This is a genomic window from Neglectibacter timonensis, from assembly GCF_900048895.1.
In the GTDB taxonomy this organism is placed as follows: Bacteria; Bacillota; Clostridia; order Oscillospirales; family Acutalibacteraceae; genus Acutalibacter; species Acutalibacter timonensis.
Genome location: NZ_LT160640.1, coordinates 1560879 through 1573373, shown reverse-complemented (window position 1 = coordinate 1573373; position 12495 = coordinate 1560879). Strand labels below are relative to the sequence as shown.

Annotated in this window: 7 protein-coding genes, 4 tRNA genes and 1 pseudogene; 7 read left to right on the top strand and 5 right to left on the bottom strand. The window is 47.3% G+C overall.

All coding sequences use genetic code 11. The annotated features are described in order from the left end of the window. The first annotated feature begins 122 nt into the window (after positions 1-122). The 7 genes from BN3911_RS16260 to BN3911_RS16230 all read left to right on the top strand — a co-directional run bounded on the left by BN3911_RS16260 (position 123) and on the right by BN3911_RS16230 (position 3686). A complete protein-coding gene (locus BN3911_RS16260; RefSeq protein ID WP_066867446.1) occupies positions 123-752 on the top strand; it encodes an alpha/beta fold hydrolase in 630 nt (209 codons plus the stop codon). Between the two features lie 58 nt (positions 753-810). Continuing rightward, positions 811-1035, top strand: a complete 225-nt coding sequence (locus tag BN3911_RS16255; protein ID WP_066867444.1) for a PF20097 family protein — start codon at positions 811-813, stop codon at positions 1033-1035. Positions 1036-1373: 338 nt separating this feature from the next. Continuing rightward, a complete protein-coding gene (locus BN3911_RS16250; RefSeq protein WP_066867442.1) occupies positions 1374-2858 on the top strand; it encodes an S-layer homology domain-containing protein in 1485 nt (494 codons plus the stop codon). Between the two features lie 170 nt (positions 2859-3028). Beyond that, positions 3029-3102, top strand: a tRNA-Gly gene (locus BN3911_RS16245). Between the two features lie 300 nt (positions 3103-3402). Continuing rightward, a tRNA-Arg gene (locus tag BN3911_RS16240) sits at positions 3403-3479 on the top strand. A 5-nt stretch (positions 3480-3484) separates the two neighbouring features. Further along, positions 3485-3561: transfer RNA gene (locus BN3911_RS16235), tRNA-His, on the top strand. A 50-nt stretch (positions 3562-3611) separates the two neighbouring features. Then, positions 3612-3686 (top strand) — tRNA-Gln (locus BN3911_RS16230). A 598-nt stretch (positions 3687-4284) separates the two neighbouring features. On the opposite strand, the gene purF is transcribed toward BN3911_RS16230, so the two are convergent. The 5 genes and pseudogenes from purF to BN3911_RS16210 form a co-directional block, all read right to left on the bottom strand. Then, complete coding sequence (purF, locus tag BN3911_RS16225) at positions 4285-5736, bottom strand: amidophosphoribosyltransferase (RefSeq protein WP_066867440.1); 1452 nt, start codon at positions 5734-5736, stop codon at positions 4285-4287. Beyond that, complete coding sequence (locus tag BN3911_RS16220) at positions 5733-7346, bottom strand: CTP synthase (RefSeq protein WP_066867438.1); 1614 nt, start codon at positions 7344-7346, stop codon at positions 5733-5735. The genes purF and BN3911_RS16220 overlap by 4 nt, the downstream gene beginning before the upstream one ends. 72 nt (positions 7347-7418) lie before the next feature. Continuing rightward, positions 7419-7827 (bottom strand): annotated as a pseudogene (locus BN3911_RS17300) (asparagine synthase-related protein); the annotation flags it as partial. A gap of 611 nt (positions 7828-8438) precedes the next feature. After that, positions 8439-10190, bottom strand: coding sequence for an ammonium transporter (locus BN3911_RS16215; protein WP_066867435.1), 1752 nt, complete (start codon positions 10188-10190; stop codon positions 8439-8441). Positions 10191-10221: 31 nt separating this feature from the next. Beyond that, the gene (locus BN3911_RS16210) at positions 10222-12318 is read right to left on the bottom strand and encodes a glutamine synthetase III family protein (RefSeq protein WP_066867434.1); all 2097 of its coding nucleotides are present in this window, start codon (positions 12316-12318) and stop codon (positions 10222-10224) included. Positions 12319-12495 lie beyond the last annotated feature (177 nt).

Below are 12495 nucleotides of genomic sequence, written 5' to 3'. Positions count from 1 at the left end.
CTGCCGGATAAAGCGAACAGCTTGCCCCGATGGGCCAGGAGACAACGGCCTGTTTCAGCAGTTGGCAAAAAAGTTGCTTGAGCAGGCGGGAAAATAAAATATAGCATTCATAGGAGATACTTATGGCAACAAAAGTTTTCGTTCATGGTTCGGGACAGAAAGAAACTAGTTGGAATGAAGTGATTTCATACATGCCAAGCAAAGGGGACATTATGTGTCCTGGTTTATCTTCTATTCTAGAAGGGAAAGAAGCAAGTTATGAAAATCTCTACTCTTCATTTGTGAAGTACTGTAACCAAATTGATGGAGAAATTCATTTGTGCGGCATTTCGTTGGGAGGTATTTTGGCGTTAAATTATGCTTTGGATTTCCCGCAAAAAATAAAAACATTAGTTTTAATAGGAACGCCCCATAAAATTCCGAAAGCAATGTTTGGTTTTCAAAATTTAATTTTCAGATTTTTACCAAAATCTATTTTTGAAACGATGGCATTTGACAAAAAGAATACTTTCGCTTTGGGAGACACTATGAAGAATTTAGATTTTAGTGGTAAGGTGAATACTATAAAATCCCCAACTTTAATCCTTTGTGGAAAGAAAGATACCGCAAATTTAAGATCGGCATATTACTTATCGCAAAACATAAAAAATGCAGAAATGAAAGTGATTGAAAATGCTGGTCATGTTGTAAATGAAGAAAGTCCTCAAATTTTAGCAAGGATACTGCAAGAATACTATTCATCAAATGACTAGCAGTTCAGATGGAATTATGGTTTCAAACAAATAGTGTTTAGAGAGAGGTAGATGTTCAATGAAATGTTTTAAGTGTGGAAAAGAGATGCAAAATGGATTTCTCCAGACAACCAATATTGTTGCATTCAATCAAACAAGACACAAAATATCGTTAAATCCTAAAAATGAAGCAGATGTTATGATTGCAAGAAAAGCATTTACAGGAACAGATTTTCAAGGCTATATTTGTAAAGAGTGTGGCTTAGTTGTATTTAATTATAAAAATGGGATTTCACGCTTTTGATTTTTCAGTCATCGAAAAGATAGCAACGCCAGCCGAACCAGTCAAGGCGTGTAAGCCCTGAAATGGATTTCCGCCCATTCCAATCTTATAAAAGGCTTCGGCTAAACTTGAGGAAGCTGCCAGAAGAAGAAAGAAATAAGAGAGCGATGAATTGAAAGTTGGAGATGACACAAATATGATAGAATTGGATGTGTTCAAAAAGCCGGTGGCAGAAAATGGTGGACGCCTCCCTCTTTTGACGCTTAATGGAGGAGGAGAAGATTGACAATCTGGGATAAATAGTACTATCATTGTATTGTACGCAAAGTATAGCTGCTGTTTTAAGGGAGGAGTACTGTATGAAGAAAAAGAGCAACAGGGCAATAGCGTTTTTGCTGGCGATTGTTATGTGTCTTGCGTTGATGCCGGTAGGCAGCGCGGGCGCCGTGGGCGACGCTATGAGCATGGATTCGGTGAAGAAGCTGCTCAACGCGGAAAAGCTCTATCCGCAAAAAACCGGGTATGTGGAACTGGATGAGATGCTGGAAGCCCTTGCAGCACCCTATGCGGGAAAGGATACCTACACCAGAATCAAGGCCATGTATGATTGGGCGGTGAACAACATAGACTACAGCTGGGACGGCTATTCGCAGGATTATGCCCCGGCCTACGACTGCTTTACGCTGACGTATCCGCTTACATACGAAACCGGCCTGCCGGAGGCATATCCCAAGGACATGATTTACCGGGCTTATCATATGCTTACAGCCCGTACGGGCGTGTGTTATGACTGGGGGATTTTGTTTGCGGTTATGGCCCGGTATGTGGGGATAGAAAGCTATGTGCACACGGGTATTTTGCGAATCGGCGACTGGACGGGTCATCACGGCTGGACGGAATTAAAGCTGGGCGGAAAAAACTATATTTTTGACGGCCAGCAGGATTGGCGCTCGAAGCAGAATTATGGATCTATCATATACGATCATTTCGGGATTCCCATGTCTTCCTCATGGCGGTTTTCGCAGGAAACGGCGGCAAACACCCTGCGCGATGCGAGTCTTTTGCCTGTAACGGCAGAGCGTGTCCGCACTGCAAATGTAACCGTGCACTCTTCCCGTTCGGGTCAGGTGGAAGGCGGCGGAGTTTGCCTCTGGGGGGAGGAAACCACACTTACGTCGGCAAGTGAACTGCCTGTGGTCGGCTGGTATTCTGCAGACGGCGCCTTACTCAGTACAGAGCCGGAATACACCATTGTGCCGAAAGAAAATATGACGGTGTATGCGCTGTTTGAAGGCGACCTTTTCCTCGATATCGGCGCTGATGCATGGTATCTGGACGACGTGATGGAGGCTGCAGAGCGCGGCTTGGCAGGGGGAACTTCTCTGGCGCATTTTGAACCGGAGGGAAAGATGAACCGCGCCATGTTCGCCACGGCGCTGTATAGAGCTGAAGGCGGGGAAGCGACGGCAGAGCCGGCACCCCTTGAGGATGTTAAGCCGGGAACCTGGTACACCGATGCAGTGAACTGGGCGTATGAAAGCGGTGTGGCTTACGGTGTTTCAGAGACGAAATTTGCCCCTCTGGCCAATGTTACCCGCGAGCAGGCCGCTACTATGATGGTGCGATATGTCGAAAGCCGGGGGATTTCCGTTGCGGCGGAAGAGGCCGACTTTGCGGATGCGGCGCGGATCAGCGACTACGCTAGAGAAACACTGGCAAAGGCACAGAAAATGGGACTGTTATCCGGCTATGAAGACGGCACGGTCCGCCCCCAGAACACCATCACACGGGCGGAAGGCGTTACACTGCTGATGAACACAGTACGCTTTTTAGAAGCGGCCTGAGTAAGGGCGTTTTTACAGGATAGAAATTATGGCGGCGGAACGCGCTTCTGCCGCCATTGTTATGCGGGTTTTTGCCAGGAGTTTTTTTACGGAAAAAGGGAAGAGTAAAAATCAGAAAACTCTTGACGAAATTATGCGGTCATGCTATAATAACTACCGTCGCGAAACGTGCGGGTGTAGTTCAGTGGTAGAACCCCAGCCTTCCAAGCTGGTCGTGTGGGTTCGATTCCCATCACCCGCTCCAAAAATTCCTCACAGCTGAAAGAGGAATCGAACCCGAGAGGGTCTGGCCGTAAAGAAAACATCCCGGTGGGATGTTTTTAGGCCGGAGCGGCGAGCCCGGTACCAAAAGCAAAGCTTTTGGTGGGCGAGGCATCATGTGCGGAGTACATGATCGATTCCCATCACCCGCTCCAAAAATTTCAGCGGTGAATGGCCGCGTGAGAGCCGTACAGTCGGGCCGCATGCTGGTATGCAGCCCGGTGTCTGTTCTCTCCTTTCCTGAAAGGGAATCTTGCGGGCCGAAAGTTTTAGCCCCAAATATGCGCCAATAGCTCAGCAGGATAGAGCAACTGCCTTCTAAGCAGTAGGCCAGGGGTTCGAGTCCCTTTTGGCGCGCCAATATGGTGGATGTAGCTTAGCTGGTTAAAGCGCCAGTTTGTGGCACTGGAGACCGTGGGTTCGAATCCCATCTTCCACCCCACACAGGACACGGAGTTTAATTCTAGCAATTAGGCTCCGTGTTCCATATATTGGGCCGTCGCCAAGCGGTAAGGCAACGGACTTTGACTCCGTCACCCGTGGGTTCGAATCCCGCCGGCCCAGCCATGATGGTGTGACAAAAAAGATGTCACACCATTTTTCTTAGGTTTCATGCGGGTTTGCGGGCTTTTCAGGGCAAAATTCAGAAAACGGTTTTACCGTGGATGTCCAAGTGGTAACCCGCAGCAAATCCGGCATACGCGGGGTCTCCGCCTGATTTTTCAGGACGGAGGCCCCGCTTTTTACGTTTTAACACCTTTTTCCCCATTGTCGAATGTGCAGAAGTTTCCGGCAGAGAAATAGATGGATTGACGAAACCTGAAAATAGGCCGGCAACAACTCGCAGGATGGAGACTCAAGCCCAGCCCTGCGGGCTGTTTTCCGATAAATTTCCTTTCGCCTTGTGAAAGGAGAGATGTCTATTGATTGAATTTAACTTTTTTCTAAATTTTAAAAGGTTACAAATAAAAAGTAGGCAAAAAAGAGCACGACAAAAAGACCGCCGCGCAAGCGCCAGTCAAGTTGAAAGAGTATGGAAGCGGTTAATAGTGGAGTAATGTATACAACTTGTTCTCCTTTATAAACGGTACTTACCGGACCACTTTGTAACGGTGTTATCAGAGGCAATCGTGATAAATAACGACGATTTGCCTTCAAGGTTGGTTTATGGGAGTAGCCCTTCTCGCAGGTTATCAGCGCCGCTCTTCACGGATAGCTTTTGCTCAAAGCGATCTTTTCGTGTGTCGCTCGGTATGGCGGTTGGATAATCGCCGTCAAAACAGGCGCTGCAATAAGACCTGTTTCCGATCATTTCAGATAGATTTTCTACCGATAAATATCCCAAAGAATCTGCTCCGATCCTTTCCGCTATTTCATCTACCGTGTATTTGCAGGCAATGAGGTTCCCCTCACTGTCAATATCCGTTCCGTAATAGCAGGGGTGCAAAAACGGCGGTGAAGAAATTCGCATATGTATTTCTTTGGCGCCCGCATCCCGAAGCAGCTTGACAATTCTGCCGGAGGTTGTTCCCCGCACAATGGAATCGTCAACCAAAACCACTCGTTTCCCTTTTACATTGTCCACGATAGCGGAAAGCTTTATGTTAACTTGGTCTATTCTTGTGGACTGACCGGGTGAAATAAAGGTTCTGCCAATATATTTATTCTTAATTAGGCCGATTGTATAAGGGATTCCCGATAGATGGCTGAAGCCGAGCGCCGCATCAAGTCCCGAATCGGGAACGCCGAAAACAATGTCGGCATCAGCAGGGCGGCGTTCCGCTAAAATTTCTCCGGCTCTGAATCTTGCTTTATGGACCGATATTCCGTCTATGACCGAATCGGGACGGGAAAAATAGATGTATTCAAAAGCACATAGCTTTTTAGGTTTTTTGTTGCAGTGCTCCGTGCGCGAAACAACATTCTCGCCGTCAAATACAACGATCTCACCGGGGGCGACATCCCGTATAAATTCCGCTCCCACCGCCGAGAGCGCGGCACTTTCAGAAGCGGCAACATAAATTCCGTCAGCCGTTTTACCAAAGCAAAGAGGGCGGAAGCCGTGCGGGTCACGGACCAGTATCAGCTTTTGCGGCGACATTAAAACAAGCGAATAGGCTCCCTCTAAAGAAGGAAGCGCTCGGCTGACCGCTTCCTCAATGGAACCGGAATGAAGCCTTTTTTTTGTAACAAGATAAGCGATCGTTTCGGTATCGCTTGTAGTATGAAAGATAGCGCCGGACAGCTCCAAACTGTCACGAAGCTCCGCGGCGTTGCTGAGGTTGCCGTTGTGAGCGATGGCCATCCGCCCCTTTTGGTGATTCACTTCAATAGGCTGGCAGTTATTCCGGTTGTTTCCACCTGTCGTTCCGTATCTCACATGACCGACAGCAATTTTACCTTGAGGCAGTGCGGATAACGCCCCGCCTCCGAACACTTCCCCTACAAGTCCTAAATCCTTATGAGAGGTGAATACACCGTCATCATTAATCACAATGCCGCAGCTCTCCTGCCCTCTGTGCTGGAGAGCATAAAGCCCGTAATAGACAAGATTCCCTATGTCAAGGTTCGTTTTTGCGATTGCTCCGAACACACCGCATTCTTCATGGATACTCATAGTATTCCTTCCTTCGAATGATCAAATGCTGCACGGATAAATCCCTTGAACAGAGGATGGGCACGGTTAGGGCGGCTGCCAAATTCAGGGTGATACTGAACGCCCACAAAAAACGGCCTGTCGCTGAGTTCAATCGTTTCAATCAGTCTCCCGTCCGGTGAAGTCCCTGCAAGGGTAAGACCGGCATCCTCATACTGCTTGCGGTAATCGTTGTTAAACTCATAACGGTGACGGTGGCGTTCGCTGATCTCGGTGGATCCATACAGCTTTTCCAAAACCGTATCGGGTTTAATAATACAAGGATAGGCGCCGAGCCTAAGCGTTCCGCCCTTGTCGACCTCATCACTTTGGCCTGGCATGAAATCTATCACCTTATGGGGACAAGCTTCGTCAAACTCTCCGGAGTTGGCATCACGAAGACCGAGCACATTTCTCGCATATTCGATAACCGCAACCTGCATACCAAGGCAAATGCCGAAGTACGGCAAATCATTTTCACGGGCGTATTTAGCTGCGCAAATCATTCCTTCAACGCCCCTGTCGCCGAAACCGCCGGGAACAATAATGCCGTCGAGCTTGCCTAACACATCATCGGCACTCTCCTCATTCAGAGTTTCTGAATCAATCCAGTGGATTTTAATGTGGGCGTTATAGACATAACCAGCGTGACGGAGCGCTTCCGCAACCGAGAGATAAGCATCGTGAAGCTGGGTATATTTGCCTACAAGACCAATATTGATGCAGTAGGGGCGGTTTTTGATGTTTTCGACCATCTTACGCCATTCTGTCAAATCAATAGGCTTTGTTTTGAGATTCAGTTCTCTGCATACGACCTCTGAAAAATGCGATTTTTCAAGCATAAGCGGCGCTTCATACAGAATAGGCAGCGTGATATTTTCAATAACACAATCCGGCTTTACATTACAAAAAAGCGATATTTTCCTAAAAATGGACTCTTCCAAAGGTCTATCACAGCGAAGCACAATTATATCGGGGCTGATGCCCATCCCCTGCAATTCTTTTACCGAATGTTGAGTAGGTTTGGATTTGTGTTCGTCAGAGCCGCTTAAAAACGGCACTAAAGTCACATGGATAAACAGGCTGTTTCCCTTGCCCACCTCGAGAGATACCTGCCTGATCGCTTCAAGGAATGGCTGAGATTCAATATCCCCGATCGTGCCGCCGATTTCGGTAATCACTACATCGGCGTCAGTTTGCTTGCCAACTCTGTAAATGAAAGCCTTGATTTCGTCAGTGATGTGCGGAATTACCTGAACAGTGTGTCCGAGATATTCGCCGCGGCGTTCTTTGTTCAAAACGTTCCAATAGACCTTGCCTGTGGTAAGATTGGAAAACTTATTCAGGTTTTCGTCAATAAAGCGTTCGTAGTGTCCGAGATCAAGATCGGTTTCAGCGCCATCAGCGGTGACGAACACCTCGCCATGCTGGTAGGGACTCATTGTACCGGGATCTACATTGATATACGGGTCAAGCTTTTGCGCCGCAACCTTTACTCCCCGATTCTTTAAGAGACGTCCAAGGGATGCCGCCGTGATGCCTTTGCCAAGTCCCGACACAACACCGCCGGTCACAAATATATATTTCGTCATAAATAACACCTCGTTCTGCTGTGACAGATTTTGTTATGGTTTACAGTACTCTTCATCTTCTATATTCCTTTTTTACTTGCCGCTGTTACCATAGTTAGAAAGAACGCGGGCGGTAATTTACATTGCAGCCTCCCCAAGCGTTGTTGGACATCCAGAAATCGGCGATCATTTGCTCTTGACTGCCATAATACTTTTCAAACAACTCTCGGTAAAACAGAGATTCTTTCGTGAAGGATGTTGCGTGACCGTATTTTTTACGCAGCAATTAAAATTCACTGTCGGAATAATAGTTTTCTGCATATTCCTTCAGGTTATCCACCATTGAGTGACCCACAGCGTTGGAAAAGACAGCTTTTTCACGTCACAAAATATCATCGGGCAATAGGTTTTTCCCTTCAAAGGCATGCCGGAGCAGATATTTTCTTTTGCCGTAGGCGTTGATTTTCAGTTTGAGATTTACCGACATTACATATTTTACAAATTATATTTCGCCGTTACAAACCCGTTACAAACACAAAAGCTTTTTTCAAGACGAAAAGGCTGCATTCCTTCCGGATGTAGCCCCATAATTGCCAGCCGGTGAAAGCCGAGCAGGCCTCTGCCTGTATCAATGATTCTTGTATCGTCGGACCCCTAGAGATTGTCCTTTCAAATCCCAACTTAAAAACTCTCTCTACTGCAGAGTTAGAACTCCCGCAGTAACCCATGATAGAACACATGGTTTCGCCTCCATGAATACGAACAATATTCAGCATTCCATAGGGCGAGTGCTGTTCTTGCTGTGACACCTATCTTTATCACTCTAGCGTTTCCATCAAAACTCCGCCTATTAACGCAAGGCTTACGGCGTGCCTGCCGTAGAAGCCCGATAAGTGTTATTCGCACAGAGCCTACTGTACGGCTCTCACCATCCCGCACTCGCTGTGAGCGGCTCTCTGTGTTACTTCTCCTATCTCAAACGCTCTTATTATATGGAACGCTGCCCCATACCCTGACTTCTCATGAAAAAGCTTGAGCAAAACTTTTATAGACGCAACTTTTTTTAGATAGGGTTTATCGGTAGCCCGTTGAAAGCACCTTTCAAATCATTGTTTATTCTACATCTTGAAGGGCATCGTAGCCTTCCTCACCGGTACGAACCTTGACGACGTTTTCCACATCGTAAACGAAGATCTTGCCGTCGCCGATATGTCCGGTGTAAAGGATTTTCTTCGCCGCCTCAATGACGCTTCTTACAGGCACCTGGCTGATTACGATCTCAACCTGTACTTTTGGCAAAAGCGTTGCCACAACCGGAACGCCGCGGTAATATTCTGGCTTGCCTTTCTGAATGCCGCAGCCGAGGACATGAGATACCGTCATACCGGTAATACCAAGATCCATCATAGCATTTTTAAGAGATTCCAGCCTGGCTTCCTTGCAAACAATTTCGACCTTTGTAAACTTAGGCGCATTCTCATCGTGGAATGTCGGCATTTTCTTAACCTCTACCGCTTCGGCAGCAGGAACTTCTCCGGTAACGGCAACAGCCCCTTCATATGTACCGTAATCAAGGCTCTCTACAGCCGGCACAAAATCTGCATATGCAGAGGGGAGACCGTGTTCCGTACTGTCAAGGCCCTTAATTTCTTCCTCACGCTCCACACGAAGGCCGACCGTTTTCTTGATGATAAAGAAGGTGATAGACATTGTGAGTGCGGTCCAGGCAAGGATGCATACAACGCCAAGCGCCTGAATCCCTAAAAGATTGAAACTGCCTGTATAGAACAATCCTTCCAGTCCGGCAGGAGCATTCGGGTTGGCTAAGAGGCCAACCGCAACCGTGCCCCAAACACCGTTTGCAAGATGCACGCCAACCGCACCGACGGGATCGTCAATGTGAAGCTTTAGATCAAGAAATTCAACCACAACTACCACAAGAATACCTGAAACGACGCCAACGATTATGGAACCAAGCGCATCCAGCGCGTCACAACCGGCCGTAATCCCTACCAATCCCGCTAACGACGCATTCAAACACATCGAAACGTCGGGCTTGCCGTTTTTCATCCAAGTAAACAACATAGTCACGCACGTTGCGACAGCAGGAGCGATCGTCGTGGTCAAGAAAATAGATGCCAGAGAACTTCCGTCCCATGCGGCGGCGCCGTTAAAGCCGTACCAGCCAAACCAAAGTATGAAGCAGCCAAGCGCGCCGAGCGTAATGGAGTGGCCGGGAATCGCATTCACCTTTGTAACCTTGCCAGCCTTATCCTTGACATACTTTCCAAGGCGTGGCCCGACCATAATCGCTCCTATCAGCGCCGTCAGTCCGCCGACAGAGTGAATTACCGCAGAACCGGCGAAGTCGTGGAAGCCGACTTGTGCCAGCCAACCCTGAGAGTTCCAAACCCAACCGGCTTCAATAGGATAAACTACAAGGGAAATGATGCCGGAATAAATACAGTAAGAAACAAATTTTGTCCTTTCTGCCATTGCGCCAGATACAATTGTCGCGGCCGTTGCGCAGAAAACCAAGTTGAATACGAAACTTGAAGCATTTTCTTTAATGAAACCGCCAAAGTCAGTAAAAATATCAAGGTTAGGAATACCAATCATTCCAAAAAGATAGTCTTCTGCCATCATCAGGGCAAATCCTAAAAAAACGAACATTACTGTACCGATACAGAAATCCATTAAGTTTTTCATTATGATATTTCCGGCGTTTTTTGCCCTTGTAAAGCCGGTTTCTACCATTGCAAAGCCGGCCTGCATAAAGAACACCAGGGCGGCGCCTATCAAAAACCACACTCCGAAAACTTCTGATGTAATGGCTTCCTGTACTGTCGAAACTAAGTCGTTCATACTACTCAATCTCCTTTTTGTGAAATGATTTTTACCTTACGCTGAACAACATATCGGCATAGGATGGGAAGGGCCAAAAATCCTTCGAGGTAATGGTTTCCGCCTCGTCAACGGCGGCTCTGAGTTCCGCCATCTTTACAAGTACGGTATCACGGATCATATACGCCTCTTCGTCAATACTTTCAGCATCGCTAAGTTTAATTACTGCGCTTTCAAGTTCGTCGGCGGTATTTGCAATTCTGTCGCAAAGAACGGACAAGCGCTTTACGATACCAGCTTCATATGCACAGGGGATAGTTGCATCCAGGTTCTTTTTAAACATTGCATTTTGAGCAATACTGGAGGCGTATCTTTCGATTGCCGGAGCGTAGGAACATTTCGCCATATCCGTCATCGTATTTGCTTCAATAATGACTGTCTTGCAGTAGTTTTCCAGCATAATTTCCTCACGGGACTGAAGCTCTCTGTTGGAAAATACCTTGTGTGCGGTGAGCATTTCAACATTCTTTTTATCCAGCAAATGCGGCATACAATCCGCTGTAGTACGGTAGTTCAGAAGACCACGCTGTTCAGTTGCTTCCTTAATCCAACTATCGTCATAACCGTTTCCGTTAAAGATGATTCTCTTGTGATCCTTGATCGTTTTCTTGATCATTTCATGGAGAGCGGTTTCAAAGTCCTCCGTGCCTTCAAGGCGGTCGGCATATATCTTGAGAGATTCAGCAACAGCAGCGTTCAGCATGATGTTCGCACAGGCAATGCTGTTAGAAGAACCGAGCATACGGAACTCAAATTTATTGCCGGTGAAAGCAAAGGGGGAGGTGCGGTTACGGTCGGTAGTATCTCTTGTGAATTTCGGAAGCACATTAACGCCGAGCTTCATTTTTGTCTTATCTGCGGCAACATAAGGAGTATCAGTCTCAATAGCCTCGAGGATTGCATTCAGCTCGTCGCCGAGGAACATGGAAACAACAGCAGGAGGCGCCTCGTTCGCACCGAGTCTGTGATCGTTGCCGGCAGTTGCCACTGAGATACGAAGCAGATCCTGATAATCGTCAACCGCCTTGATTACGGCGCACAGAAACAAGAGAAACTGAGCATTTTCACAAGGGGTTGCACCGGGAGACAAAAGGTTCGCACCGGTATCGGTTGAAATAGACCAGTTGTTGTGCTTGCCGCTTCCGTTTACACCGGCAAAAGGCTTTTCGTGAAGCAGACAAACAAGTTCATGGCGGATGGCAACCTTTTGCATGATTTCCATAGTGAGCTGGTTATGGTCGGTTGCAATATTAGTGGTGGTATAAATAGGAGCAAGTTCGTGCTGCGCCGGGGCAACCTCATTGTGTTCGGTTTTTGCAAGAATACCGAGCTTCCAGAGTTCTTCGTTCAGGTCTTCCATAAACTCGGCAACCCTCGGTTTAATCACACCGAAATAATGGTCATCCATTTCCTGACCCTTCGGAGGCTTTGCACCAAAAAGTGTTCTGCCGGTAAAGCGAATGTCAGGGCGGGCATCGTACATTTCCTTTGTGATGAGGAAATATTCCTGTTCGGGGCCTACTGAAGTTTTCACGCATTTTACAGCGTCGTTGCCGAACAAACGAAGGATGCGAAGCGCCTGGGTGTTGAGCGCTTCCATAGAGCGGAGCAGAGGCGTTTTCTTGTCCAGCGCCTCCCCTCCGTAAGAGCAGAAAGCGGTAGGAATACAAAGGGTTTTTCCCTTGATAAACGCATAGGATGTTGGATCCCAAGCAGTATAGCCGCGGGCTTCAAAGGTTGCCCGGATACCGCCGGACGGGAACGAGGAGGCGTCCGGCTCGCCCTTAATAAGTTCTTTGCCGGAGAACTCCATAATTATCCCACCATCGGGCGAGGGAGAAATAAAACTGTCATGCTTTTCGGCAGTAATTCCGGTAAGCGGCTGAAACCAATGAGTATAGTGGGTGGCTCCATTTTCCACTGCCCAATCCTTCATTGCAGATGCAACAGCATTTGCAACGCCGATATCCAAGTCGACGCCTTCGTCAATCGTTCTTCTCAGGGAATTGTAGATTTTCGCCGGCAGCTTTGCCTTCATAACCCGGTCATCAAAAACCTTGCTTCCGAAAATCTTTGTTACTGTACTCATAATGCTGCACCATTCCTTTCAAAAATGTACAGAGCGCCTTTCATTTGTGTTACATGAAAGACGCCCTTGCCTTTTACAATATCCAGCTTATATAATGCTTGAAACGCTCTGGTACGTCCTCAAAATGCAACTCCTTTTTGCCTCCTAAAAGAACAAAAGGCGTCTTTAAGGGTGAAC